Source organism: Nocardioides soli (genome assembly GCF_014191495.1).
Taxonomy (GTDB): domain Bacteria; phylum Actinomycetota; class Actinomycetes; order Propionibacteriales; family Nocardioidaceae; genus Nocardioides; species Nocardioides soli.
The window spans coordinates 1,413,748-1,439,058 of the sequence record NZ_JACHWR010000002.1 but is presented as its reverse complement, the minus strand read 5'-3'; the positions used below and the strand labels follow the sequence as shown (position 1 = coordinate 1,439,058).

The following is a 25,311-nucleotide window of genomic DNA, read 5'->3' as shown; positions in this document are numbered from 1 at the left end:
TATCATCGCATCGTGACCGCTTCCGCAGATGCCGTCCCCGCCGTCGTCCTGGCCCGGGTCCCCGCGGGGGCGCCGACGCCGGAGGACCTCGCGCTCGTGGAGCTGCCGCGCCACCGCCTCGGGGCGGGCCAGGTGCGGGTCCGGGTGACGACGCTCTCCCTCGACCCCTACCAGCGCTCCACGCTCGGCGGCCGACACCTGGGCGACGCTCCGGTCGGCCTCGGCGACGTGCTGCCCGGCCGCTCCGTCGGCGAGGTCGTCGAGTCGCGCGATCCCGGGGTCGCCGTCGGCCGGCGGGTGCTCGCCGAGACCGGGTGGCGCGCCGAGGCGGTCGTCGACGGGGCCGCTGTCACGCCGGTCCAGGTGCCACCGGGGGTCCCGGCCTCCGCCGCCCTGGGCGCTCTCGGCATGCCGGGACTCATGGCGTACGCCGCGCACGTGCGGCACCTGCGCCCGACTGCCGGAGCGACCGTCGTGATCGGCGCGGCGACCGGCGGCGTCGGCTCGGTCGCGGGTCAGCTCGCCCGGCTCGCCGGCGCCCGCACGGTCGGGATCGTCGGCTCCGACGAGAAGGCAGCGCTCGCGACCGGACCTCTGGGGTACGACGTGGCCGTGCGGCGCGGCCCGTCGCTCGCCGACGAGCTCGCCCGGGCGTGCCCGGATCGCATCGACGGGTACTTGCACCTCGGCGACCAGGACACGCTCGACGTCGTCCTGGAGCAGTTGGCGGTCGGCGCCCGGGTGTCGCTGGCCGGGCTGATGGACCAGTACAACGGCGGCGCTCCGACCCGCCTGCGCGCCGGCGCCGTGATGGCGGCCCGGGCCGAGGTGCACGGGATGGTGGTCTACGACCACGGCGACCTCGCGGCCGAGCATGCGCAGCGCGTGGGCGACCTGCTCGCCTCCGGAGCCCTGGTCGCCCCGGAGGATCGCTACGCCGGCCTCGATCGGGCAGCGCTCGCGTTCGCTCGGCTGATGGGCGGGCACACCGTCGGAAAGGTCGTCGTCGACGTCTGACCGCCACTCACCCGACGCGATCGTGCCCCGGCCCTCCTGACGGAGAACCGGGGCACGGTCGTCATGCGCTGGTCAGCAGGCCTTGGCCACAGCCTGCTTCGCGGCCTTGAGCTGCTTCTGGGACTTCGTCAGCTTGCCCTTGGCGGCCTTCAGCTTCTTCTTGGCGGCCTTGACCTTCTTGGCGTTCTTCGCCTTCTTCACCTTGGCCTGAGCCTTCTTGACGTTGGCCTTGGTCTTCTTCACCTTGGTCTGCGCCGCCTTGGCCTTGGCCTCGGCCGCGGTGCACGTCGCCGAGGGCGCCTTCACATCCGGCGGGCCCGCGACGTCCACGCCGACGGCCGCCGAGGTCGAGCCTCCGAAGGCGGCCGCGTCGGTCGGGACGAACGTCGCGGTGTAGGCGTGCCTGCCCGCGGCGACGCCGGCCAGCGCGAGGCTGGCGGCACCCGACGCGACGGCCGACTCTCCGACCTTGGTCGCGCCCTCGCGGAACTCGACCTTGCCGACCGCGCCGGCCGGAGCGACCGTCGCGGCCAGGTGCACGGCGTTGGCGGCCGCGGAGGTCGCCGCCAGCGTCGTCGTGGTCGCCGTCGCGGGCGCCGCCGGTGCGCAGTGGATGAGGTTGTCCGATCCGCTCGCGGTCATGGTGAGGACCGCGCCGGTGACGGCGATCTCGCTCGGAGCGGCGGTGCCCGCACGGTCTCCGCTCAGCGCGGGCATCGCGAACGGGGTGTTGCCGGGCTTGCTCGGCGAGTAGCTGCTCTCACCCGAGAGGGTCACCGCCTCACCGTCGACCGTCGTGGCCAGGTCGACCTTGAACTTGGAGATCGTCACGAACGCCGGCATGCCGGGCACGAAGTCCTCGGCCAGCACGCCGGCCACGTTCGTACCGGTGACGGTCGCCGCCAGGTCGGCGCGGTAGCCGATCGCGAAGTCGCCGAACACACAGGTCAGCTGCTGGGTGTCGCCGAGCCCCACGGGGCCGACCGCGGTGCAGGGCATCTCGGACTCCGAGGTACCGGGCCCGTAGGCCTGCACGCTCATCGTCACGTCGACGCTCTCGATGCTGACCTCGGTCGCGGCGGCGGTGCCGGTGCGGGTGCCGGCGACCTCGGGCATCGGGATGGCCGGATTGTTGGTGATCGGCGTCGGGTAGGTGACGTCGCCGGACAGCTCCACGGCCTCGCCGTCGACCGTGGCGTTGACCACGGCGGAGGTCGCGTGCACCTTCAGGAAGGTCGGCATGCCGGTCGGCGGGATGTCGCTGAGCGTCGCCGTCACGCCGGTGCCGTTCGCGATGACGGCGACCTCGGCCGGGTAGGCGATGTCGAAGGAGCCGAACGCGCACGCCATCTGCTGGTCGATCTCGACCGGCGCGACCGGTGCGCAGGACATGTCGGAGTCCGAGGTGCCCGGCCCGTAGGCCTGGACGCTCATGGTCACGTCGATGCCCGCGACGCCGACCGACGAGACGTCGGCCGTGCCGGTGCGAGTGCCGGTGACGTCGGGCATCTCGATGACGGGGTTGTTCGTGATCGGCGTCGGGTAGGTGACGTCACCGGACAGCTCCACGGTCTCGCCGTTGACGGTGGCGTCGACCACGGCGGAGGTCGCGTGCACCTTCAGGAAGGTCGGCATGCCGGTCGGCGGGATGTCGCTGAGCGTCGCGGAGACCGCGGTGCCGTCGACGGTGAGCGCGACCTCGACGGGATAGGCGATGTCGAAGCTGCCGAACACGCACGAGAGCTGCTGCGTCACGGTCTTGCTGCTCGGTGCCGCCTGGGCCGCGGTGGTCAGCCCCGGCGCGACCAGCGTGCCGACCGTGAGAGCACCGACCACCAGGCCGGCAAGTTTGCGAAAGCGCATCTATTTCCTCCTCGGATGACCCCACCGCCACTGGTGTGGCCTGCGTCTCGTTGCGAGGATATACGATATCTCCACGCGCAGAAGAGTTTCTCGGAGCCGTTCGTCGAGTCCCCGATATCGGCGACGGCCGGGGCTCAGAGTCCGTAGCGGGCGAGCTTGTCCTCGCGGCCACCGCCGGCGAACTTCCGCAGCATCCGCCCGGTCGTCAGCCAGGCGATCTCCTCGCCGTTCTTCCTCGTGGCGAGCATCCGCTCGACGAGGTACGGCGCGACGTCGTCGACGTGGTCACTGAGGATGTTGACCATCTTGCGCTGGCTCTGCACCGACTCGGGGTGGGTGGCGGCCTCGCGCAGCCAACCGTCGGTGATCAGGATCCCGGGCCGCACCTGGCCGACGTGCACCGACGTGCCCGCGACCTCCTTCACCAGAGCCCTGGTGAACAGGTCGAGTCCCCGCTTGGTCGCGGAGTAGACGCCCATCCCGGGCCGGATCGATCCGTCGCTGCCGCCACCGAGGACGTTGAAGACCCGTCCCCCACCTGTCGTCGACATACCGCGCACGGCGACCTGGGCGCCGTTGATGGTGCCGAGCATGTTGGTCGACACCATGACGGCGACCTCGTCCGGCGTGGTCTCGACGATCGTGCGCATCGTGTAGGCGACGCCGGCGTTGTTGACCCAGAGGTCGACGCCGCCGAGCTCGGCGGCCGCCTGGTCCCAGAGGGCCTGCACCTGCGCCGCGTCGCTGACGTCCGTCGGTCGCCCGACCACGCGGGCGCGAGCGTTCGCCTCCGGTTGGAGCTTGCCGACGGCCTCGTCGACCGCCTCGCGAGACCGTCCGGAGACGGCGACGCTGTGGCCGCGGCGGAGCAGCTCGCGGGCGAGCGCGAAGCCGATGCCCTTCGTGCTGCCGGTGACGACTGCGTTGGTCATGACGGGTCCTCCTGGATGGGTCAGCGGGCTCGGGCGAGCACGAGTCGGGCCTGGCGGACCACGGCCTCGTCGACGAAGCGGCCGTCGTCGTCGACGGCGACGCCCGCGCCGGCGAACTCCCAGCGGCCGACGAGGCGGCGGGCCGTCTCCACCTCCTCGGGCGAAGGGGTGAAGACGTCGTTGGCGATCGCGACCTGACCCGGGTGGATGCAGGCGCGGCCGACGAAGCCGAGCCGCGCGAGCTCGACCGTCGACGCCCGGAAGGCGTCGAGGTCACGAAAGTTCGTCGAGACCGGCGCGATCGGCGGCTTGATGCCGGCGGCCGCGGAGGCCAGCACGACGTGCGAACGCGCGTAGAGCAGCTCCCGCTCGTCCGCGCCCGGCACGATGCCGACGTCGGCACGCAGGTCGGCCTCGCCGATCTGCAGTCGCTGCACCCGCGGCGCCCGCGCCAGCTCTCCGGCCCGCAGCACGGCACGGGCGCTCTCGAGGAGGGGCACCACGCCGGCGATCGACCCGAGGGAGGCCAGCAGCTGGTCCAGGTCGAGCAGCTCGTCGACGGTCTCGGTCTTGGCGACCATGAACCCCGTCAGCGCCGGTGCTCCCGCAACGGCGCGAACGTCGGCGTCGCGCATGGGACCGGCGTTCACCCGGACCCAGACGCCCACGTTGTGGAGGACCGGCAGGTCGTGCAGCCAGATGCGGGTCGTGTCGCGGGCGCGCTCCTTGTCACGCGGAGCGACGGCGTCCTCGAGGTCGATGATGACCTCGTCGGCGCCGCGCTCGAGGATCCGCTCCAGCTTGTCCTCGGCATCGCCCGGCACGTAGAGCGCGGAGCGGGCCAGGAAGTCCCTCCGGTCAGCCGACACGGGTCTCCCCCTTGATCAGCGACTTCGCGACGACGGTGCGCAGGATGTCGTTGGTGCCCTCGCCGATGCTCATCAGGATCGAGTCGCGGTAGAGCCGCTCGACCTCGTACTCCGTCGAGTAGCCGTAGCCGCCGTGCACCTTCATCGCGTCGATCGCGGCCTGCAGGGCGACCTCGGAGCAGAAGATCTTGGCCATGCCGGTGGCGCCGTCGGCACGCCCGCGGCGTACGGCGTCGGCGGCCCAGTAGGCCATCAGCCGGGAGGCCTGCACCTGGGTGCCCAGCTCGCCGAGCTTGAGCTGGATCGCCTGGAAGTCGGCGATCGGCTGCCCGAAGGCCTTGCGCTGCTGGGCGTAGGCCAACGCCTCCTCGTGCGCGCGCTGGGCGATGCCGACGGACCGGGCGGCGATGTTGACCCGCCCCCACTCCAGGGCCGAGAGCACCTGCTGCATGCCCTTGCCCTCGACCCCGCCGACCAGCTGGCTCACGGGGACCCGGACGTCGGTCAGCGCGATCTCGCAGGACTCGGTGCCCTTGTAGCCGAGCTTGGCGATGTCCTTGGTGACCTCGTAGCCCGGGGTGTCCGCCTCGATCAACAGCACGCTCATGCCACGGTGGGCGGGGCTCGCCTGCGGGTCGGTCTTGACGAGCACCGGCAGCGGGTCGGCGTACCGCGCGTTGGTGATCCACATCTTCGCGCCGTTGACCACGTAGTGGTCGCCGTCGAGGCGCGCGGTGGTGCGGATGCCCTGCAGGTCGGTGCCGGCGTCGGGCTCGGTCAGGCCGATGCCGGTACGCCGCTCGCCGGTCGCCAGCGCCGGCAGGTAGCGATCCTTCTGGTCCTGGGTGCCGTGCATCGCGATCAGGCGGCAGGCCAGCGAGTGGCTGCCCAGGATGCCCGCGACGCCCATCCAGCCGCGCGCGATCTCCTCGAAGACCAGGGCGAAGGAGACCGGATCGAGGTCGAGCCCGCCGTACTCCTCGGGGACGGTGATGCCGAAGAGCCCCATCTCCTTCATCCCGTCGACGATCTCGGTCGGATAGCGCCCGGACTGCTCCCACTCCCGGGCGACCGGCACGATCTCCTTGTCCACGAACGTGCGCAGCAGCGCCTTGAACTCGCGCTGGTCCTCGTCGAGCTCGAACCTCATCGGGTCTCCTCTTCGATCGGATGGAAGACGGGCAGGGCGCGACCGTCGGGCAGATCCACCCAGCCGACGGCGACGGCCTCGCCGATGGCCGGCTCCGCGGGTAGGCGGCTGAGGAGGATCGGCCCCTCCGGCAGCCGTACGCGCGCGACGACGTACGTCGTCGCGATGTCGGCCCGCGGAGCCCGGTGGACCACGGTGAAGCTGTCGACGGTGCCGCGGCCGCTGGCATCCACCTGCGTCAGGTGCTCGGTCTCACCGCAGCGGGTGCAGACGGCGCGGGGCGGATGCTGCCGATGGCCGCAGGCGCAGGCCTGGACGGTCAGCCGGTGCTGCCGCGTGGCGTCCCACCAGGCCTGGGTCATCTCGTCGGCGAGCGGGACGTCGGGTGGGGGCCACGTCATCGGGCCACCTCCTGCCGCGTCGGCCGGGTGGCGGTGAGCAGGCAACCGAACCTGCCGACCAGACGGTTGCTGACGCACCGCTGCACGGCCGGCTGGCCGGGTGGCGGTGAGCAGGCAACCGATCCGGCCAGCCAAACGGTTGCTGACGCACCGCCGCACGGGCGACTCACCGACGAGCGGTGGGCGATCCACCTGCCGAGCGGGGGGAAACGGTGGATCTCCCACCGCCGACCCGGGACGGCGCCGGGCCGCGGTGCGATATCCACCTGATGAGCGACCGAAAGAGTGGAGGAGCCACCGCCACCCGGAGGCATCGCGGTCATCGCGCCACCCCCAGCAGCACGGTGGCGTGGGTGGAGAGGATGCCGCCGGTGCCGTGGGCGACCGCGACCTCGGCGCCGGGCACCTGCCGGGCGCCGCACTCGCCGCGCAGCTGGCGGACCGCCTCGACCAGCAGCAGCACGCCGAACTGGCCGGGGTGGCAGTAGGACAGCCCGCCGCCGCTGGTGTTCAGCGGCAGCGCCCGCTCCCGCAGGAACGATCCGGCCTCGCCGGGGCCGCAGAAGCCGAGCGCCTCCAGGCTGAGCAGCACGGTGATCGTGAAGGAGTCGTACAGCTGGGCGACGTCGACGTCGGCCGGGGTGAGCCCCGCGCGTCCGAACGCGGCCGCGCCGGAGGCCACGGCGCCGGTGACGGTCAGGTCATCGACCGCCGTCATCGAGGCGTTGGTGGTGCTCTCGCCGTACCCGAGCACCTCGACGGGCGTACGGCGTAGGTCGCGAGCGCGCTCCAGCGAGGTCAGCACGACCGCTCCCCCGCCGTCGGTGACCAGGCAGCAGTCGGCGACGGTCAACGGCGAGGAGAGCATCGGGGCGCCGAGCACGTCGTCGACGGTCAGCGGTCCGGCGTCGTGGCGGTACGCCGCGGGGTTGAGCAGCGCCCACTCCCGGGCGGCGACGGCGACCTCGGCGAGCTGCTCGCGAGAGGCGCCGTGCCGGTGGAGGTAGGCCTGCGCCGCCATGGCGTAGTACGACGCCGGGTAGAGCGGGTCGTACGGCGCCTCGAACTGCGCCTCGGGCGTCCACGCCTCGTAGACCCCGCCGAGCGAGCGCGAGCGCGCCGAGCGCTGGTTCGAGGCGAACGAGATCACCACGACCTCGACCTGCCCGGCCTCGATCGCCTGGGCGGCACGGGCCACGAACATCTCGAACGCCGAGCCGCCCGCGAACGTCGAGTCGGTCCACGACGGCCGGATGCCGAGGTGCTCGGCGAGCGAGGTGGCGGAGAACCGCGCGACCCCCGTGGTCGCGATCCCGTCGACGTCGGCGAGGGAGAGCCCGGCGTCGGCGAGTGCCCGGGTCACGGCCTGGGTCTGCAGACCCAGGATCGACAGCCCGGTCGAGCCGAGGTCGCACTCGGCGGCGCCGACGATCGCGACGCTCATGGGCGCCGCACCTCCGCACGCGCCGGCGCGACGGCGACGCGGGCGCCCTCGCCGACCACCTCGACGGTGCAGTCGAGGGTCGTCAGGTCACCGTCGACCGAGGTCACCCGGCCGGCGCAGCGCACCGTCTCCCCGGCGTACACGAGGTTCTTGAAGCGGAACGAGAGCGCCGTCAGCGTCGCCTCCGGACCGGCCCAGTCCAGCACCATCTCGGCCAGCAGCGCGCCGAAGAGCTGGCCGTCGACGACCGGCGCCGGCAGCCCGCGCTCGCTCAGCCAGGCGCTGTCGTAGTGCAGCCGGTGCCAGTCCCAGGTCGCACCGGCGTAGGCGACCATGTCGGCGAGCTCGATGGTCCGCTCCAGCGACAGCTCCGTCGCTCCGCTCACGGCTGCACCTCGACGTAGATCAGGGTCTCCTCGTTCTCGACGAGCAGCTCGCCCGCCTGGTCGGTGTAGGTCGCCAGCGAGGTGACCACGACCATCCCGGCGCCGGAGCCGGTCGTGCGCTCGGCGACGTCGGTGACCGTCCAGGTCGCGGTGACGACGTCGTCGGGCCGCACCGGCCGGTGGAACCGATAGGAGTTGCCACCGCGCACCTCGCGCGTGCCGGGCAGGTGGAAGTCCCAGCCGTGACCGGCGAAGCCGTTCTCGTCGCGGGGCAGGTTCACGAACTGGTTCGTCTCGCAGACCAGCGTGGGCGGCGCGACGTCGCCGGCCAGGTGCGCCGGATTGTCGTCCCCCGTCGCCAGCGCGAAGTAGCGGATCGCGGCCCGGCCTAGCGGCTCGGGCGCGGTGTACGTCGCCGTGCGGCCGACCAGCGCGCGCACCTCGTCGGTGAGGAGCGTCATGCCGGCTCCCCCGCCAGCACCGCCGTCGGGAAGACCTCGAACAGGAACTCGGAGCGGAGCAGCCCGGCGCACCCGGCGACCGACGCCTTGGCGGCCGGGAACCTCCGCTCGCGGGCCGCCGCGATCTCCGCGGCGTCCCCGTCGGGGCAGACGTACTCGAGCACGTGGGCGAGCCGGTCGGGGGCGGCGCCGACCTCGTCGAGGACGAGCTGGATCGCTGCGTACGTCGCGTCGGCCTGGGCCGCGGAGTCTCCCGGGTGGAGCGCCTCCTGGGTCTCCATGTCGAGGGCGGCGAACCCGCTCATGTAGAGGGTGTCCCCGGCGAGCACGCCGGGGGTGTAGGTGAGGGTGTCGTAGCGCGTCCAGCCCGGGTTGACCGCGGTCAGCGGGAGCCGCGACGCGGTGACGTCGAGCGCGGCCAGCACCCCGGGCCGGTGCAGCCGCGACATCAGGATGCCGCCCGCGCCCGGGTAGACCCCGGCGCCGCCGAGCCGGTCCTTGCGCTCGCGGTGGGTGCGGCGATAGACGTCGCGGGTCGCCGGCGTCGAGTAGTCGTACGTCGTGACCGCGGCGTCGAGCGAGAGCCCCAGCGCCTCGAGCCGGCGGCCGGCCTCGTCCAGGCACCAGGCGTACTGGCCGACGAAGTCGCCCTCGTGCACGACCTCGCCGCTCGCGTCCACCGGGATCACCGTCGGCAGCACGACCGCGCCCTCGCCGACGGGCGGGGCACCGATCTCGGCGCGGTACGCCGCGCCGTCCGGCAGCGACTCGACCACGATCGTGGCGACGTCGCCCTCGGTCGTGCGCAGCTCGTCGTAGCGCTCCAGGGCGTCGACGGTGATGTACTCGGTCCAGGTCATCGGGTCTCCTCCGGGGTCGCGAGGCGGTCGGCGACCGCGATCAGGGCGGGCAGGTCCAGTGCGTCGACGGCAGCGGCGAGCTCGGCCGCGGCGGCGGGGCCGCCGAGGTTGCCGGCGAGCTTGGCGTCCAGGGCCGCACCCGCGCTGCGGTCGACCTGGCCGTGGAGCGTGCGTCCGTCGCCGAGCTCGACGACGACGCGGCTCGGTGCGTCGGCCGCGACCCGGGCGTCGGGCACCTCGGTCACCCGGACCCGGGCGGCGAGGGCGCGGACGTCGGGGCGGGCGAGCGAGTCCGGCGCGTAGGTGTCGACGGTGACCTCGCCGTCGGTCAGCAGCGCGGCGAGGCTCCACGGCAGCGAGAACTTCGCGTCGTACGCCGTGCGCGGGTCGACCTTGTCGGGCGTGCAGACGATCGCGGCGCTGTCGGGGTGCACCTCGACGGCGACCTCGCGGATGGTGGCCGGGTCGAGCGGGAGCACCTGGCGACCGGCGTCGAGCGCGGCGTGCATGAGCTGGCAGGCCGGATAGGGCTTCAGCGTGATCCGGGTGGTCTCCCAGCGCAGGCCGAGGTCGGCCGTCACCAGCGCGGCGTCGGCATGCCCGTCGGCGAGCGCGGCGTAGACGCCGCGCTCACCCTCGACGACGCTGGCCGGTCCGTCCGCCCCGGCCGCCGCCAGCCGGGCGGCCAGGATCCCGGCATGCGAGGCGAGGCCGGGGTGCAGCTGCTTGGTCGACGAGCCGGTGGCCAGGAACTCCAGCAGCCCGCCCGCGCTGCTGCCCGCGATGCCCAGGGCGTCGACGGTGGTGGCGCGGTCGAGCTCCATCAAGCGGGCCGCGACGAGGGCCGAGGAGAAGACGCCGCACGCCATCGTGGCGTGCAGTCCCCGGTGGTGGAACGCGTGCGGCGCCGCCCCCGCGATCCGGCACACGGCCTCGAAGCCGGCGACCGCGGCCACGAGCGCCTCGTCGGCGCCGGCGCCGACCTGCTCCCCCACGGCGAGCAGCGTCGGCAGCACCACCGCGGTGGCGTGCACGAGCCCGCCGGCATGGGTGTCGTCGAAGTCCAGCGCGTGCACGAGCGTGCCGGTCGCGAGCGCCGCGGCCGGCGCCGAGACCCGGACCCCGCGCGCCAACAGCGTCGACTCGGCCGGACCGCCCAGCCCGGCGGCCACGGTCAGCGCGGGCTCGGCGACACCCCGGCGGGCCGCCGCAACGGCGGTCCCGAGCCCGTCGAGCAGGTGCCGGCGGGCCGCCGCGGCGACCTCGTCGGGCAGGTCCGCGCGGCGCAGGCCGAGGGCCCACGCCGCGAGGTCGGAGGAGACGGTCACGGCAGGTCCCCGAAGGCGCCCTGCTCGGTCAGCTCGCTCACCCGGGCCTCGTCGTACCCGAGCAGGTCGCCGAGCAGGCGGTCGGCGTCCTCATGGCGCAACGGCGCGCGGCGGTACGTCGGGCGCTCGGCGCCCACCCGCACCGGCGACGCGACCTGCCGCACCGTGCCGTAGCGCGGGTGCTCGGTCTCGACGAGCAGGTCACGCGCGATCGTGTGCGGCTCGGTCAGGGCCGCCTCGACGTCGTTGATCGGGGCGGTCGGCACCGACGCCGCGCGCAGCGGCTCGACCCACTCGGCCACGGTGCGCTCCGCGAAGATCTCCTCCAGCAGTGGCAGCAGCAGGTCGCGGTTGCGGTCGCGGTCGGCGAACGTCGCGAAGCGCGGGTCGTCGGCCCACTCCGGCCGCTCGATGACGTCGGTGAGGCGCTGCCAGAACTTCTCCTTCGCGCAGCCGACGACCAGCCAGCCGTCCTGGGCCTCGAACGCCTGGAACGGCACCAGCGACGGGTGCGCGGAGTGGCGCGTGCGCACCGGCCGGAACCCGGCGTTGAGGTGCCAGGTCGCCGGATAGGTCAGCAGGCCCATCGCGGTGTCGTAGAGGCTGACGTCGCAGTCCATGCCGACCCCGTCGCGACGCGCCGCGTGGATGCCGGCCAGCAGCGAGATCGCGGCGACGAAGCCGCCGCTGTAGTCGACCATCGACAGCCCCGACTTGGTCGGCGGGCCGTCGGGGTCACCGGTGAGGTCCATCCAACCCGCGAGCGCCTGCAGCACGTAGTCGTAGCCGGGCTCCTGCTGCCGCGGCCCGGTCATCCCGAAGCCGGTGAGCGAGCAGCACACGATCCGCGGGTTGAGGTGCTTGAGGTCGTCGTAGGTGATGCCGATCTTCGCCGGCACGTCGCCGCGCAGATTGCTGTAGACGGCGTCGCCGACCTTCACCAGGTCCTCGAAGACCGCGCGGCCCGCGGGAGTCGCGAGGTCGAGCGACAGGCTTGACTTGTTCCGGTTGAACGCCTCGAAGAAGAGCGAGTCCTCGCCCTCGGCGTACGGCGGCACGTAGCGGCCGACGTCGCCGCCGACGCGCGGGTCCTCGATCTTGATCACCTCGGCGCCCAGGTCGGCCAGGTGCACGCTGCCGAACGGTCCGGCGCCGTACTGCTCGACCGCGATGATGCGAACGTCCTGCAGGGGCTTCATCGGCACAGCTCCTCGATGACGGCGATGACCTCGCGCTGGGCGGCCCGGATCTCGTCCGGCGCGAGCCCGTGGGTGGGCGGGGTGAGCTTGATGGTGTCGGCGAGGCCGGCGTACGCCGCGATCCGCTCGGCGACCTGGTCGCGCGTGCCCGAGAGCGTCAGGGCGTCGACCATCGCGTCGGAGACGTGGCCGGCGAGCCCTCCTGCGGTCGAGCCGGCGAAGGCGTCGATGACCTTCTGCTGGTCCGCGGCGAGGCCGTGGAAGTCGAAGAAGTCGGCGTAGGTGCGGACGGTGGCGTAGAAGCCCACCATGCCGGCGCTGCGGCGCCGGGCGACGGCGGGGTCGCGGTCGACGGAGCAGCAGGCCGACGTGACGACGTCGACCCGGCGACCGTGGGCGCCGAGCTCGGGAAGGATCCTCTCGCGCAGGAACGCCGGCGACGTGAGCTCGTGGGAGATCCAGCCGTCGCCGATCTCGCCGGCCAGCCGGGTCAGGGCCGGCCCCATCGCGGCGAGGTAGACCGGGATGTCGGTGCGCGCCGGCGGGTAGGGCCGCCGGTAGCCGCGGATCCGCATCGGCTCCCGCTCGCCGTCGAGCTCGATCGGCTCGCCGCCGGCGCAGCGGGCCCAGAACTCGCGGACGTTGCGGACCGTCTCGCGCAGCATCGTGACGGGCTTGTCCCAGTCGACGCCGTGCCAGTCCTCGTTGAGCCGACGCACGCCCGTGCCCAGCCCCAGCACGAACCGACCGCCGGAGAGCTCGTCCAGGTCGAGCGCCTCCAAGGCCGTGACCATCGGGCTCCGCGTGAAGGCCAGCGCGATCGCCGTCCCCACCTGCGCGCGCGTGGTGGCGGCCGCGACCGCGGCCGCAGTGACGGTGGCGCTGCGGTGCAGCTCGGGCACCCACACCGCCTCGGCGCCGGCCTCCTCGGCCGCGCGGGCCGCGGCCGCCACCTCGGCCAGGGTCTCGCCCCACGGACCGAACGTGATCCGCATCAGTCCTCCAGCGTCAGCGGCCGCTCGCCCTCGGGGAAGATCCCCTCGAGCTGCTCGGCGCCGCGCCGGTAGACATAGAAGGTGCGCAGGAAGGAGCACACCTCCTTGCCGTCCTGGTTGAGGGTGCGGGTGCGCACGGTCACGATGCCGGCGTGGGGGCGCGAGGACGACTCGCGCTTCTCCTTCACGATCGACTCGCTGTAGAGCGTGTCACCGGCGAAGACCGGGTGGGTCATCCTGATGTCGTCCCAGCCCAGGTTCGCGAACGCGTTCTGGGTCAGGTCGGTGACGCTCTGGCCGACCGCGATCGCGACGGTCAGGGTCGAGACGACCAGCGGCTTGGTGAACTCCGAACGCGCGGCGTACTCGGCGTTGAAGTGCATCTGGTTGGTGTTCATCGTCAGCAGCGAGAACCAGGTGTTGTCGGCCTCGCTCACGGTGCGCCCCAGAGGGTGCTGGTAGACGTCGCCGACGGTGAAGTCCTCGAAGAACCGTCCCTGCCAACCGGGCTGCACGCTCACGCGATCTCTTCCTCTCTGGCGGCGGCGAGCAGCAGCTCGGCGACCGCGTCGGGCCGGGTGAGCGGGGCGTCGTGCCCCGCCTCGACCCAGGCGTACGGGATGCCGCGCTCGTCGAGCCGGCTCCGGGTGGTGCCGCACGGGTACGCCGCCGGCGTGCCCGTGCAGAAGACATAGGTCGTCGCGGCGACCGGCTCGCCGGCCGAGGCCGGGTCCAGCGACGGGGCGAACGGCACCGGCGCGAGCCGCTCGTTCATCCAGGCGGCGGTGGCGGCGTCGAGGTCGCCGGCCGACTCGATCGGCCGTGGCGGGATCATCGTCTCGCGCGGCGGCAGCTGCAGCGGGGAGGCACCCAGGTCGACGGCCCGCTCCCCCGGCTCCGGCACGGCGGCATCGACATACACGATCGCCCGGACGGGCACGCGCAGCGCCACCTCGCGCACGACCACACCGCCCTGGCTGTGCCCGGCGAGCACCACGTCGTCGCCGGTCACCAGCGCCGCGACCTCGTCGACCCAGGTCTCGAGCCCGCTCGCGGTCTCGCTCAGCGTCGGGGCGTGCACCTCGTGACCGGCGGCGCGCAGCAGCGGCGCGACCCGGTCCCAGGCCCAGCCGCCGCGGAACGCCCCGTGGACGAGGACGAACGTACTCACCCGGCGTACCCCGGCTCGTCGAGGACGACCTCGAGGTACTCGCGCGGGTAGGACTCGTAGGGCCGGAGGTGCTCGTACATCGCGACCAGGTGGTCCTGGTAGTCGGGGTGCTGCGTGCACTGCTCGTAGGACGCGACGGAGTCGAAGTAGCGCAGGTGCGTGAAGTGGGTCCGGTCCTCGACCCCGCGCACGAGGCGACGCCCGCGGTAGCCCGGGTGGTCGCGGAAGAAGCGCCCGAACTCCGCGGACAGCGCGACGTACGCCGCGGCGTGCTCCTCGCCCGGCTTCGTCCACGCCTGGCTGACCACCACGATCACGACGGCCTCCCTCCCTGACGGACTCCACGTCGAACACCGATCCGGTGACAACATAGATCATATATCCGTAGCATGCAGGCATGACGAGCAGCACACAGACCAAGACGATCCACGAGTTCCTCGCCGAGGCGCCGGACGTCGACCGCTCCGAGCTCTGGGCGGCGCTCTGGGGCATCCTGAGCGAGGCCAAGAACAAGATCACGGCCGAGCTCGAGGTGACGCCGCACGCCTCGGGCGCCGGCCTCGACTACTGGACCAGCCCCGACGGCGGCTACGAGGGCTCGCTGAACCCCTACGTCGGCGACCCCGACGAGGGCGTCGAGTGGCTGGTCCACTCCTGGATCGGCAACCGCCAGGCGTCGATCCTCGACATGAACCTCCAGGTCTGGCTCGGCCCCCACATCGACGTGCCGCACCTGGTGATCGTCTTCGGCACGGTGCCCCGCGTCTTCCACTTCAGCGATGTGGTGCCGCGCCGCGACCCGATGACCGACGTCGACTACCTCAACCGGTACTTCGAGCCCGAGAACGCCGCGTGGCTGCGGCTGCGCGGCGACGACCGGTTCCTCTGGTCGGTCAGCCACGGCACCTACATGCGGGCGTTCAACTCGCCGATCGCCAACTCCTACATGGCCACCTGTCCCGACGACGAGGCCGTCGCGGTGCTCGGCGAGTCGGTGCGCGAGCGCGTCGACACCTGGCTGCGCTGGGTCCGCGAGGCGCAGCCGGTGCCGGTCGAGGAGCGCGCGGCGCTGCGGCGGCGCGACCACCTGGTGCGTCGCTACGGCTACACCCTCGACCCCATGAACGAGCTGTCCAAGAAGTTCCTCGGAGCCGAGCGCGTCGACGAGCTGGTCGCGACCCGTGCCGGGCTGGGCCAGATCGCCGAGCTGGAGGGTCGGTCGTGAAGGTGCTCGTGATCGGCGCCGGTCTGGTCGGCACCGAGGTCGGCCTCCGCCTACGGGCGCTGGGCCACGACGTCGCGGTCACCACGACGACGCCCGGCAAGGTCGAGGGCCTCCGCGCGCACTTCGACGAGGTGCTCGTGCTGCGCGGCAGCGACCGCGATGCCGTCGCGGCCGCGGTCGCCGGCCGGGATGCGGTCGTCGTCGCCGCCGGACCCTCCGCCCAGCGCGCGATGACGCCCGAGGACCGCGCGACGTCCTACCGCGAGATCCTCGTGGACACCGCCGAGTCCGTCACCGCGGCCGACAACCGGGCGTACCTGGTGGCGCTCTCGTCGCTCTCGGTCTACGGCAACGCCGCCGACCACCTGCCCGAGGTCACCGAGGACTCCCCCGTCACCGACTCGACGGACCCGAGCCCGACGATGTTCCTCGCCATGGAGGGGGTGTACCTCGAGCGGGCCGGCGACCGGGCCTGCGTCTTCCGGTGTGGCGACATCTTCGGCGCCGACGACCCGCCGGTCGAGGCGAAGGTGGGCATGGCGCACCAGTACCTCGGCGGCTCGGTGCCCTTCAGCGGCGACGCGCTCTTCTACCGGCTCGCCGTGGAGGATGCCGCCGACGCGATCGTGCACGCGCTCGAGCGCCGCCTGATCGGCCTCCACAACCTGACGCACCCCGAGGTCCCGCCCACCAACGCGGCGCTCTTCGACGCGATCTCGGCGGCGCAGGGCCTGCCGGCGCTCACCTACCGCGACGAGATCGCCTCACCGCGGAGTCCGATCTCCGTCGCCCGGCTCACCGCGAGCGGCTTCGTCGCCGGCCGGTCGTACGACGCCGCCACCCTGGCCGCCGCGACCTGACCCGGCCGGAGGCCGGCACCGCATCGGCGCAACGGCCATCGGCCCGGCAGCAGGCTGCCGGGCCGGTGGTCGTTCTTCCTGCCGCTCAGGGCTTCCGGCGCGCCACCTGGGGCACGCAGAGCAGGCCCGCCGCGCCGAGCAGCACCAGCGCCAGCGCCCACAGCGCCACGACGGGGAGCGCGTCCCCGCCGCCGGTCTGCGGGAGCGAGCCGCCGTCGGCCGTCGAGCCGCCGTTGGCCGTGCCCGAGCCGTCCGGACCGGCGTCGTCCTCGATCGGCTCGGAGCCGACCTTCATCGTGCCGAGCGACTCGGCGTCGGCCGTGCAGGCGGCGTCGATCGAGAGCGCCGCGAAGTTGAACGTGAACCCGGTGACGGACACCTCCACCTCGTCGTCGCCGGCGACGCTGCCGGTCAGGGTCGGCACCGGCACCTTCTGGCGGGGCGGCGCCACGGCATGGGTCGAGCCCTTCAGGGTGGTCTTCCTCTTGCCGACCACGACGTCGAGAGTGACGTCCATCTTGCCGTCGATCGGCACCGGCGAGATGCCCGGCAGGTCGGTCATCTTCGCGGACAGCGAGATGTCGTGGCCCGCCTTCTTGCGATAGCCCGAGACCGTCACCGTCGCCGGGTAGTCGAAGTCGGTGTTGAGCGGGTTCAGGACGCACGCGAAGTCGACGGAGCCCTTCGCCGGCTTGCCGCTGTCCGACCCGGGCTTCGAGGTCGGCTTCGGGGTCGGCTTCGAGGTCGGCTCGGCCGTGGGACTGGTCGACGCGCTCGGGGTGGCGGTCGCGCTGGTCGTCGTGGTCGGCGTGGGGGTGGGAGTCGCCGTCGGCAGCACGCAGTCGGTGGCGATGCCCATGACGACCAACTGGAAGCTGGTCAGCACGTCGGGCAGCGAGTCGACCGGGAAGGCCAGCGTGCCCTGGAGGTCGGGCACCGGAACCGGCTGGTTGGCGCCGCCGTTCGTGATGCTGCCGCTGCCGGTCAGCGTGGTCGTCGTGCCGCCGAGCGTGAGCACGAGCTTCGAGGTGCCCGGGAAACCGGCCATCTTCACCGGGGCGATCGCGGGCAGGTCGGAGACCTCGACGGTCACCGCCGTGCCCGCCGGCCCGGTCGCCGAGAAGACGAACTGGGCGTCGGGCCAGGCGAACGTGTTGGGGGGCTTGGCGGGGTCGACCACGGTCGAACAGTTGAGGCTGACGGTGGACGTCGACGCGGCCGTGGCGGTGCTTGCGAAGGCGGCGATCGACGCGAGCGCCAGGCCGGCGACGCCGAGGATCGCGGCGACCGAGTGCCGCACGCCGGTGCGCCTCATCGGGCGCCCTCCCGCCGGCGTCCGGGCACCAGCAGCACCACGCCGACGCCGGCGGCCAGCAGCGCGGTGGCGCCGAGCATCAGCACGGGCACGGAGTCGCCGGCGCCGGTCTTGGGCAGCGACCCGGCGTCGGACCCGGCGTCCGTGCTCGTGTCGTCGCCCGTGGTCGCGGGCGCGTCCGTCGCGGACTGGGTCGGCTCGGCGGGCGCCGCGCTGCCGAAGCTGATCTTGGTGACCGAGGTGTTCGCGGAGACCGTTGCCTTGTCCGCGGCGGTCGGGAGCGGGGCGCCGGCGATCACGCACTGCACCTTCGTGCAGTCGTGCCCGCCGAACTGCTTCTTCACCACCACGGTGAAGGCCGCGACCTTGCCACTGGCGTCGGCGTCGCGGAACTTGGCGCCGCCCTGCAGGTTGCAGTCGGCGGGGCCCACGTAGCCGTCGACGCACTGGCCGATCGCGATGCCCTTGAGGTTCGGCGCGAAGCCGGCGCCCGAGATCGTCAGGGTCTGCCCGTCCGACAGGCCCTGGGTCTGGCTGATGGTGAGCGCGGGCGCCGCGAAGCTCGGCGGCGCGGTCACCAGCACCACCAGCACGGCGGCCGCGGCCGCGAGGCCGCGGGACAGGGCGCGGGTCGGCAGGGTCAGTCTTCTTCTCACGTCGATCTCCTCAGGGTTGGTCATCGACTCGTCACGGGCTGGATCCGGGTCGCCAGCGGGTCGGGGCCGCGGTCGCCGTCCGGCTGCGCGAGCCGGAGGCCCGAGCGGTGGATGGCGGCCTGGTCGGCGCCGAGGTACGACGTCACGACCGCGGGGTCGGTGCGCACCTCGTCGGGGGTGCCGGTCGCGATCACGCGACCGAGGTTCATCGCGATCATCCGGTCGGACAGCCGCGACAGCAGGGGCAGGTCGTGCTCGATGACGACCATGGTGGTGCCGAGCTCCTCGCGGATCTCCAGGAGCAGGTCGCCGAGCGCGTCGCTCTCGCTCTGCGCGATGCCGGCGGAGGGCTCGTCGAGCAGCAGCACGCGCGGCTCGAGGGTGAGCAGGCAGGCCAGCTCGACCACCCGCCGGGTGCCGGTCGAGAGCTCGCCGACCGCGTGCCGCGCGTAGTGCGTGAGCCGCATCCGCTCGAGCACCTCGTCGGCCGCGGCCGACTTGTCGCGCTCGGCCGAGCGGACGCCGAGCGCCGAGGTCCACAGGCGGGTCGGCTCGACCCGCTCCTGGGCCACCATCAGCGTCTCGTGCACGGTGAGCGTCGGGAACAGCGCGGCGTCCTGGAACGACCGCACCAGGCCCTCCCGCGCCCGCTGCTCCGGCGTGGCCGACGTGACGTCGATCCCGTCGAAGACGATCCGGCCGCGGTCGGGCCGCGTGAAGCCCGCGACGATCTCGAAGCAGGTGGTCTTGCCGGCGCCGTTGGGCCCGATCACCCCGAGGATCTCGCCCGGCGCGACCTCGAAGCCCACGTGGTCGACCGCCACCACGCCGCCGAAGCGGCGCGAGACGCCGTCGACGGTGAGGATCGAGGCGGCACCGTGGGTCGCGGCCGGCGCGCGAGGAACCAGGCCCTCCAGGCGCGGCCGCTCGTGCAGCGGGGACGACGCGTGGCCGGTGGCGTCGACGACACCGTGCCGCTCGCGCAGCGGGTCGATGCCGTGGCGGCGGGCCAGCCCGTCGTACAGCAGGTCGCGGCCGCGGACGAGGACTCCCCCGATGCCGTCGGGCAGGAAGATCACCACGAGCAGCCAGGCCACCGCCAGCGCCGCCTGACCCACCGTGCTCATGCCGACCAGCGCCGGCAGCCCGACGATGATCAGCGCGCCGATCAGCGGCCCGAGCGTCACGGTGAGGCCGCCGACGACCGTGACGGCGACGACGTCGATGCTGGCGGCCGCCGGGAAGGAGTTGACCGTCAGCTGCGACTGGCCGTGTCCGATCACGATGCCGCCGAGGCCGGCGAGGCCGCCGGAGACGGCGTAGAGCTGGAGCATCCGCATCCGGTTGGGAACGGTGAAGGCGCGTGCGGCGTGCTCGTTGTCGCGCAGCGCCTGCACCATCCGGCCGAAGCCACCGTGTCGCAGGTTGTTGGTCACCCACACGCCGATGCAGAGCATCAGCAGCGCGAAGAGGTAGTAGTCGACGGCGTACTCCAGCGGGTAGTCCCACCAGGTCGGCTTCGCCGGGGCGATGCCGTCGCCGAGGAAGACGCCCTGGCGCAGCAGCCAGGTCGAGGTGGCGAGGGCGAAGGCGAGCGTCGAGACCGCCAGCGCCAGGCCCTTGAGCCGCATCGCCGGGATGCCGACCAGCGCGGAGGCCACGGCCGCGGAGAGCACGCCGCAGAGCAGCCCGACGAGGAAGTTGCTCGTCGAGTCGGCGACGTGCACCGACGCCGCCGCGGCGATGCCGGCGTAGGCGAACTGGCCCAGCGACAGCTGGCCGGACACACCGGTGAGCAGGCCGACGCTGAGGCCGACGAGGGTGTAGCCGGCCACCAGGGTGAGCACCGAGGCCGTGTCGTTGCTGACGACGTAGGCCAGACCGACGGCGACGGCAATGCCGAGCGCCACCGAGACCCGCGGCAGCCAGACGATGCTGCGCACGCCACGGTAGGCCTCGGGCAGCGGCGGCAGCACGACCCGACGCCAGCGCCCCTTGTCCTGACCGGCGCGGCCCAGCTGCGGCTGACGCAGCAGCGCGACGACGATGATCACGGCGATGACGACCGTCACCAGGCCACGGGTGTCGGGGTTGGACAGCAGCAGCTGCTCGATCACACCGATGCCGAGCGAGGCGGCGATCGCGATCGGGATCGACGACATCCGCGCGATCACGGCACCGGCGAGTCCCTTGAGCAGCAGGTCGGGGCCGAGGCCCTCCATGCCGGCGCCGGCCGTCGTCGGGGTCACCAGGATCGCGGAGAAGGCGGCGATGCCGCCCGCGATCGTCCAGGCCAGCGTCGCCATCCAGCGCGCCGGGATGCCCTCGAGCCGGGCGATGTCGGGGTCGTCGGCGGCCGCGCGGATCGCCATGCCCATCCGGTGATGGCGCAGGAACCAGCCCAGGCCGGCCAGCAGCACGGGCGCGAGCACGAGCATCGCGACGTACGGCGTGCCGATCGGCAGCGATTGGATCTCGAAGGTGGGCAGCAGCGTCGGCTTCGGGTAGGTGAAGCCGCTGACCCCGTCGCTGTTGATCACCAGCGACATCACCAGGATCAGCTGGGACAGGCCCAGCGTGGCGATCATGCCGACCAGGCTCGGCCGGCCCTCGAGGCGACGTACGACGACCACCTCGACCAGCCCCGAGAGCAGCGCGGCGATCAGGATCGCGACCACGAAGGAGGCCCAGTAGGGCAGCCCCCAGTCCGCGACGAAGAGGGCGAGCACCGACGCGCCGAAGGCGCCGATCGAGCCGTGCGCGAAGTTCACGAAGCGGCTGGAGCGGTAGACCAGCACCAGGCCGACGGCAAGCAGGCCGTAGGTCAGGCCGGTGAAGAGCCCGATGACCAGCCGGTCGATGCCGAAGTCGAAGCCCGTCATCGGCCCACCCCGGCCGCCGCGTGTCCGCCGAGCATCAGCGCGCGGACCCGCTCCGGGTCGGCGGCCAGCGCGGCGGCGCTCTCCTCGGCGATGATCTCGCCCTTCTCCATCATGTAGACCCGGTCGACCAGCGACAGGGCGACGTTGACCGACTGCTCGACCAGCAGCACCGCGCTGCCTCGCTCGTTGAGCCGGCGCACGAGCTCCATCAGCCCGCCGACGACGACGGGAGCGAGGCCGAGCGAGAACTCGTCGATCACCAGCACCTTCGGTTCGGCCACGATCGCCTTGGCGAGCGCGAGCATCTGGCGTTCGCCGCCGGAGAGGTTCGAGGCCGGCTGGTCGCGGCGCGCGTGCAGGCGCGGGAAGACGGCGAGCGCCGCCTCGACGGCCTCCTTCGTCCACTTCCGGCTGCCCGAGGTGAAGCCGTGCATCGCGAGGTTCTCCGCGACGCTGAGGGACGGGAACGTGGCCTGGCCGATCACCTGGCACAGCCCGAGGTCGACCCGCTTGCGCGTCGGCATCCGGGTGACGTCGACGCCCCCGAGGCGCACGGACCCGTCGTCGGGCCGCAGCAGTCCTCCGATGACCTTCAGCAGCGTGCTCTTGCCGACGCCGTTGGGCCCGAGCAGGGCGACCATCTCGCCCTGCTCGACCGTGAGACCGGCGTCGAACAGGACCTGCACGGGACCGTACGACGCCCGGATGCCGGCGCAGGCCAGGGCGGGCGCCGCGGCCGACCCGTTCGGCTCACTCGTCATCGAAGGGCACCTCGGGTCCGTCGTAGATGAAGGCGCCCTTGGCCTCGTCGTACCTGAGCACCCGATAGCCACCGACCGCCGCGCGGCCGCCGTCGCCCAGGGCGTTGCCGGGCCCGGAGGCGCTCTGGAAGTCACCGCCGTCGCGGTCCACGGCCCGGGCGAACGCCGCGGCGTTGAGATCGCCCTCGATGCCGTCGGCACCGAGCTTGAGCAGCCGGGTGGCGTCGCAGTACGGCAGGGCCACCCGCGCCGACTCGCGCGACTCGAAGGCGATGCCGGCGTCGTCGTAGATCGCCAGGCACTCCTTCTCCGCGTCGGTGGAGGGGAACCTCAGCTCGGAGTCGGGCACGTCCTGCGGCGGGTGGAAGCCGATGCCCACCATCCCGTCCATGGTCGCCGCGGGCACGGTGGTCGGGTTGTTCACGAAGAACGACGGGTTGTCGAAGCTCGAGATCGCGTACCGCGGGGCGAAGCCCTCCTGCGAGCCGGCCACGGTCGCGAACACCGACGCCATCCGGGAGCCGCCGAGGAACATGATCCGCTCGATCCCCTTGCTGCGGAAGGTGATCGCGGCCTGCTCCAGGCCCTGGAACAGGGTGCCGGTGTCGGTCGTGTCGACCCACGCCACCTCGGGCTCCACCCCCGTCTCGCGCAGCAGCGGGACGGCGAGGTTCTCGATCGTGTCGCGGTTGACCGGGGAGTCGGCCGCGACGACACCGACGCCGTCCTCGCCCGCGAAGAACTCCTGCTCGTCCAGCACCGTGACGTAGGAGCGCACGAACGCGTCGTACTCCGGGAAGCTCGCCGTCCAGAGGTACGGCGAGTGCTCGTCGAAGTACTCGCTGCTCATCGCGAAGAGCGACGCGTCGAGCACCAGCGTCTGCCGGTCGGCGTAGCAGGGCCGGGCGTTGGTCTGGTACTGCCCGGTCATCACGACCGCGAAGGCCCGGTCGTCCTGGGTGATCTTGTTGCACAGCTGCTCTTCGGCGGCCGGCGAGTCGGTCTCCGCGTCGTAGAGGCGGAACACCGCGTCCATCCGCTTGCCGCCGAGACCGCCGTTGTCGTTGACCCAGTCCTCGAGCGCCTTGATCTGCGCCTTCTGGTCGCCGACCGAGGCGGTCTCGAAGCCGGTCAGCTTCTTGACCGCGTCGAGGTCGACGGCGATGAAGACGACCTTGACCGAGTCGGCGGTGACGCCCGGCCCCGGACCCGCGTTCGCCGCCCCCAGGTCGGTGCCGGTGCCGGTGTTCCCGCCCGGCATCAGCGTGCCGCACCCCGCGAGCGCGAGAGCCAGGCCCGCACCGACCACACCGACGCGCAGCAGCGCCAACCGGTCCCGAGTCCATCTCCTCTTGCTCCGCACCAGTCACCCTTCGATCGACGTTCGATAGACAATATACGATATTGGCGTGAGTTAGGAGGCCTTCGTTGTGTCGTCACCGGAACGCTTCCGCCACCACGTCTCGGCCGCGTCGAGGTCGACGACCGGCCTCGCCCGGCACCTGCTCGTCCGCCGTGGGGGCCGACGTCGGAGCGAGCGACGCTCGCGGCACGGGCCGGGGGCCGACACCGGCCCGGTAGGCCCACCAGGCGTCCGCCGCCGTCAGGTCGACGACCGCCGCGCCGTCGGGCAGGTCGAGGGCGACCGCGCGCGCCCGGCGGCGCAGGTCGAGCCGGTGCCGCACACCGAGCCCGAGGAGCAGCAGGGCCAGCGCGTTGACGGCGAACAGTCCCCAGGGATACGTCGTCCACTCGACCCGGAAGGCACCCGGCTCCGTGTCTCCGACCTGCCCGACGACGACGTACGACCCGAAGGCCGCCATCGGCAGCTCGAGCGGCACGGTCACGACGGCCTGCTCGCCGGGATCGAGCGCGCCGACGTCCGCACCGACGAGCTCGGGCTCGACGTCGTCGGAGCGGCCGACCGAGACCCGGACGATCGGGTTCTCGACGGTCTCCGCACCGATGTTCTCGACGAGGAAGACCAGGTCGCGCTGCGGGGCGCCGCCGAACAGCTCCGAGAACGACGACTCGCCCACGAGGCGCGCCTCCGTGACGGCCAGGTCGTCCGACTCGCTCTCCGCGCCCGCTCCGCCGGCGGGGTCGTCGACCGGGATGTCCCCCGGCACCGGGATGTCACCGGGGTCCTCGACCCCGGCATCCGGGTCGAGCGGCGTGGTGACGGCGCCGCCGGGACTCTCGGGGGTCTCGGCGACGGGCGTCTCGGAGCCGCCGGGCTCGCCGGTCTCGCCGTCGATCCCCTCCCCCGGGTCGTCGGTCTCGTCGGGCGTGGCGGCACCGCCGATGACACCCGAGATCAGGTACACGGCGCCGATGTGGCTCGACGAACGCGCCTGGTCGACGATGACCGACCGGGTCGCCTCGTCCGAGACCGCGTACTGGGCACTGAAGGCGCCGGTCGCGTCGACATCGGCGACCACCTCGGGGTCCGCGGTGGCGGCGACGGAGCTGCTGGTGCCGGCGTACCCCCGGATGGTGACCTTGCGCTGCGGGTCCCAGCCGGTGCCGGTCAGCGTGACGATCGTGGCGTCGGCCTCCAGCGCCTCGGCGGCCGCCACCCGCTGCACGCCGAGCACCGTGAAGCCGGTCGAGACGGTGGTGGCCTCGTCCTCCACCCGCAGCGTGCCGGCACCCACCGGTGCGCCGCCCGGCACCGTGAAGGAGGTGGTCGCGGAGCCGTCGGCCGCGGTCGTCACACTTCCGACGGCGGCGCAGGATCCGCCGGAGCCGCACAGGCTCAGCGTCGCGGTGGCCGACGAGGCCAGACCGGCGATCCGGATGGAAGCCACGTCGGCGGGCCGGCCGGCGTCGAGCACGGCCTGGTCGGCGACCGCCGTGATCGTGGCCGACGCGGCCGGGGCCGCGGTGAAGTCCGCCGTCACGTCGGTCGCGGTCGGCGTGGTCGCCGGGTTCGTCCCGGGCGATGGCTGGCCCTGCGTCTGGCCGTTGCAGGCCACGCGCAACGACGACGCGGGCGCGTCGAAGTAGACGGCCTCCAGGCGGACCTGGTGCGGGCCCGCGGCGGCGATCGGGATCGGGACGCTGGCCTCCAGACCCTCGACCGGCTCACCGGCCGCGACGGTGAACGCCGCGTCGGCCGGCGCCGCCAACGGGACCCCGTCGACCGAGAGCAGGAACGTCGCGGTGCCGCTGAGGTCGTCCTGCGCGGAGAGGACCGGTCCGCTCGCGATCTCGACCTGTGCCACGCGGGTGCCGCCCACAGCGGTGGCGCCGGCGGTCTCGAGGCCGAACCCACCGTCGGGGACGGTGGTCCACGCCCCCAGCCCGACGGAGATGTCGGAGGCCGGCGGCGAGTCGAGTGCGGCACCGCCCGGCACGTAGGCCCAGCAGCCACCTGCCGGACTCGCGACCGCGGCGGCCGGCGCGACCGCCGCGCCGTACGACACGGCGGTGCCGGCCAGGAGCAGCGCGGCGACGGCGCGAACCCGCCTCATGCTTCGGCCAGCCTCATCGACACCTCCACCGTCGGAGCCCGTTCGGGCAATTCCGCGATG

24 protein-coding genes are annotated in these 25,311 nt (G+C 73.0%); 3 read left to right on the top strand and 21 right to left on the bottom strand.

Annotation, left to right across the window (positions count from 1 at the left end; all coding sequences use genetic code 11):
- Window positions 1-12 precede the first annotated feature (12 nt).
- A complete protein-coding gene (locus FHU40_RS17160; protein ID WP_183593445.1) occupies window positions 13-1,017 on the top strand; it encodes a zinc-binding dehydrogenase in 1,005 nt (334 codons plus the stop codon).
- A 72-nt stretch (window positions 1,018-1,089) separates the two neighbouring features.
- Here the strand turns inward: FHU40_RS17160 and FHU40_RS17155 are convergent, their stop codons facing one another.
- The 15 genes from FHU40_RS17155 to FHU40_RS17085 form a co-directional block, all read right to left on the bottom strand.
- Complete coding sequence (locus FHU40_RS17155; protein WP_183593444.1) at window positions 1,090-2,880, bottom strand: Ig-like domain repeat protein; 1,791 nt, start codon at window positions 2,878-2,880, stop codon at window positions 1,090-1,092.
- Between the two features lie 134 nt (window positions 2,881-3,014).
- Window positions 3,015-3,812 (bottom strand): SDR family oxidoreductase, encoded by a 798-nt coding sequence (locus FHU40_RS17150; protein ID WP_183593443.1) that lies wholly within the window; start codon window positions 3,810-3,812, stop codon window positions 3,015-3,017.
- A 20-nt stretch (window positions 3,813-3,832) separates the two neighbouring features.
- Window positions 3,833-4,681 carry an HpcH/HpaI aldolase/citrate lyase family protein gene (locus FHU40_RS17145; protein ID WP_252274634.1) on the bottom strand — a complete coding sequence of 283 codons (849 nt, stop codon included), beginning with the start codon at window positions 4,679-4,681 and terminating at the stop codon, window positions 3,833-3,835.
- Window positions 4,671-5,831, bottom strand: a complete 1,161-nt coding sequence (locus FHU40_RS17140; protein ID WP_183593442.1) for an acyl-CoA dehydrogenase family protein — start codon at window positions 5,829-5,831, stop codon at window positions 4,671-4,673. The genes FHU40_RS17145 and FHU40_RS17140 overlap by 11 nt, the downstream gene beginning before the upstream one ends.
- On the bottom strand, window positions 5,828-6,232 hold the full coding sequence (locus FHU40_RS17135; protein ID WP_221199877.1) for a Zn-ribbon domain-containing OB-fold protein: 405 nt from the start codon (window positions 6,230-6,232) through the stop codon (window positions 5,828-5,830). The genes FHU40_RS17140 and FHU40_RS17135 overlap by 4 nt, the downstream gene beginning before the upstream one ends.
- A gap of 319 nt (window positions 6,233-6,551) precedes the next feature.
- A complete protein-coding gene (locus FHU40_RS17130; protein WP_183593441.1) occupies window positions 6,552-7,676 on the bottom strand; it encodes an acetyl-CoA acetyltransferase in 1,125 nt (374 codons plus the stop codon).
- On the bottom strand, window positions 7,673-8,062 hold the full coding sequence (locus FHU40_RS17125) for a MaoC/PaaZ C-terminal domain-containing protein (RefSeq protein ID WP_343057900.1): 390 nt from the start codon (window positions 8,060-8,062) through the stop codon (window positions 7,673-7,675). Before FHU40_RS17125 ends, FHU40_RS17130 begins: the two co-directional genes overlap by 4 nt.
- Window positions 8,059-8,523: an FAS1-like dehydratase domain-containing protein gene (locus FHU40_RS17120; RefSeq protein WP_183593440.1), complete on the bottom strand. Its 465-nt coding sequence runs from the start codon at window positions 8,521-8,523 to the stop codon at window positions 8,059-8,061. The genes FHU40_RS17125 and FHU40_RS17120 overlap by 4 nt, the downstream gene beginning before the upstream one ends.
- The gene (locus tag FHU40_RS17115; RefSeq protein ID WP_183593439.1) at window positions 8,520-9,383 is read right to left on the bottom strand and encodes a Rid family hydrolase; all 864 of its coding nucleotides are present in this window, start codon (window positions 9,381-9,383) and stop codon (window positions 8,520-8,522) included. The genes FHU40_RS17120 and FHU40_RS17115 overlap by 4 nt, the downstream gene beginning before the upstream one ends.
- Entirely contained in the window at window positions 9,380-10,711 is a 1,332-nt protein-coding gene (locus FHU40_RS29585) for an MmgE/PrpD family protein (RefSeq protein ID WP_183593438.1), read from the bottom strand. Before FHU40_RS29585 ends, FHU40_RS17115 begins: the two co-directional genes overlap by 4 nt.
- The gene (locus tag FHU40_RS17105; protein ID WP_183593437.1) at window positions 10,708-11,910 is read right to left on the bottom strand and encodes a CaiB/BaiF CoA transferase family protein; all 1,203 of its coding nucleotides are present in this window, start codon (window positions 11,908-11,910) and stop codon (window positions 10,708-10,710) included. The genes FHU40_RS29585 and FHU40_RS17105 overlap by 4 nt, the downstream gene beginning before the upstream one ends.
- On the bottom strand, window positions 11,907-12,905 hold the full coding sequence (locus FHU40_RS17100) for an LLM class flavin-dependent oxidoreductase (RefSeq protein WP_183593436.1): 999 nt from the start codon (window positions 12,903-12,905) through the stop codon (window positions 11,907-11,909). Before FHU40_RS17100 ends, FHU40_RS17105 begins: the two co-directional genes overlap by 4 nt.
- Window positions 12,905-13,426, bottom strand: a complete 522-nt coding sequence (locus tag FHU40_RS17095; protein WP_183593435.1) for a MaoC/PaaZ C-terminal domain-containing protein — start codon at window positions 13,424-13,426, stop codon at window positions 12,905-12,907. The genes FHU40_RS17100 and FHU40_RS17095 overlap by 1 nt, the downstream gene beginning before the upstream one ends.
- On the bottom strand, window positions 13,423-14,076 hold the full coding sequence (locus FHU40_RS17090; protein WP_183593434.1) for an alpha/beta fold hydrolase: 654 nt from the start codon (window positions 14,074-14,076) through the stop codon (window positions 13,423-13,425). Before FHU40_RS17090 ends, FHU40_RS17095 begins: the two co-directional genes overlap by 4 nt.
- A complete protein-coding gene (locus FHU40_RS17085) occupies window positions 14,073-14,393 on the bottom strand; it encodes an antibiotic biosynthesis monooxygenase (RefSeq protein ID WP_183593433.1) in 321 nt (106 codons plus the stop codon). Before FHU40_RS17085 ends, FHU40_RS17090 begins: the two co-directional genes overlap by 4 nt.
- Window positions 14,394-14,473: 80 nt before the next feature.
- On the opposite strand from FHU40_RS17085, the gene FHU40_RS17080 reads away from it, so the two are divergent.
- A complete protein-coding gene (locus FHU40_RS17080) occupies window positions 14,474-15,301 on the top strand; it encodes a red chlorophyll catabolite reductase (protein ID WP_183593432.1) in 828 nt (275 codons plus the stop codon).
- Complete coding sequence (locus FHU40_RS17075; RefSeq protein WP_183593431.1) at window positions 15,298-16,161, top strand: NAD-dependent epimerase/dehydratase family protein; 864 nt, start codon at window positions 15,298-15,300, stop codon at window positions 16,159-16,161. The genes FHU40_RS17080 and FHU40_RS17075 overlap by 4 nt, the downstream gene beginning before the upstream one ends.
- A gap of 85 nt (window positions 16,162-16,246) precedes the next feature.
- Here the strand turns inward: FHU40_RS17075 and FHU40_RS17070 are convergent, their stop codons facing one another.
- From FHU40_RS17070 to FHU40_RS17045, 6 genes are all read right to left on the bottom strand, one after another.
- Window positions 16,247-17,476, bottom strand: a complete 1,230-nt coding sequence (locus FHU40_RS17070; protein WP_183593430.1) for a hypothetical protein — start codon at window positions 17,474-17,476, stop codon at window positions 16,247-16,249.
- Window positions 17,473-18,156 (bottom strand): neocarzinostatin apoprotein domain-containing protein, encoded by a 684-nt coding sequence (locus FHU40_RS17065; RefSeq protein ID WP_183593429.1) that lies wholly within the window; start codon window positions 18,154-18,156, stop codon window positions 17,473-17,475. The genes FHU40_RS17070 and FHU40_RS17065 overlap by 4 nt, the downstream gene beginning before the upstream one ends.
- Window positions 18,153-21,014: a branched-chain amino acid ABC transporter permease/ATP-binding protein gene (locus tag FHU40_RS17060; RefSeq protein ID WP_183593428.1), complete on the bottom strand. Its 2,862-nt coding sequence runs from the start codon at window positions 21,012-21,014 to the stop codon at window positions 18,153-18,155. Before FHU40_RS17060 ends, FHU40_RS17065 begins: the two co-directional genes overlap by 4 nt.
- Window positions 21,011-21,775 (bottom strand): ABC transporter ATP-binding protein, encoded by a 765-nt coding sequence (locus FHU40_RS17055; RefSeq protein WP_183593427.1) that lies wholly within the window; start codon window positions 21,773-21,775, stop codon window positions 21,011-21,013. The genes FHU40_RS17060 and FHU40_RS17055 overlap by 4 nt, the downstream gene beginning before the upstream one ends.
- A complete protein-coding gene (locus tag FHU40_RS17050) occupies window positions 21,765-23,138 on the bottom strand; it encodes an ABC transporter substrate-binding protein (RefSeq protein ID WP_183593426.1) in 1,374 nt (457 codons plus the stop codon). The genes FHU40_RS17055 and FHU40_RS17050 overlap by 11 nt, the downstream gene beginning before the upstream one ends.
- 73 nt (window positions 23,139-23,211) lie before the next feature.
- Window positions 23,212-25,251: a hypothetical protein gene (locus FHU40_RS17045; protein ID WP_183593425.1), complete on the bottom strand. Its 2,040-nt coding sequence runs from the start codon at window positions 25,249-25,251 to the stop codon at window positions 23,212-23,214.
- Window positions 25,252-25,311 lie beyond the last annotated feature (60 nt).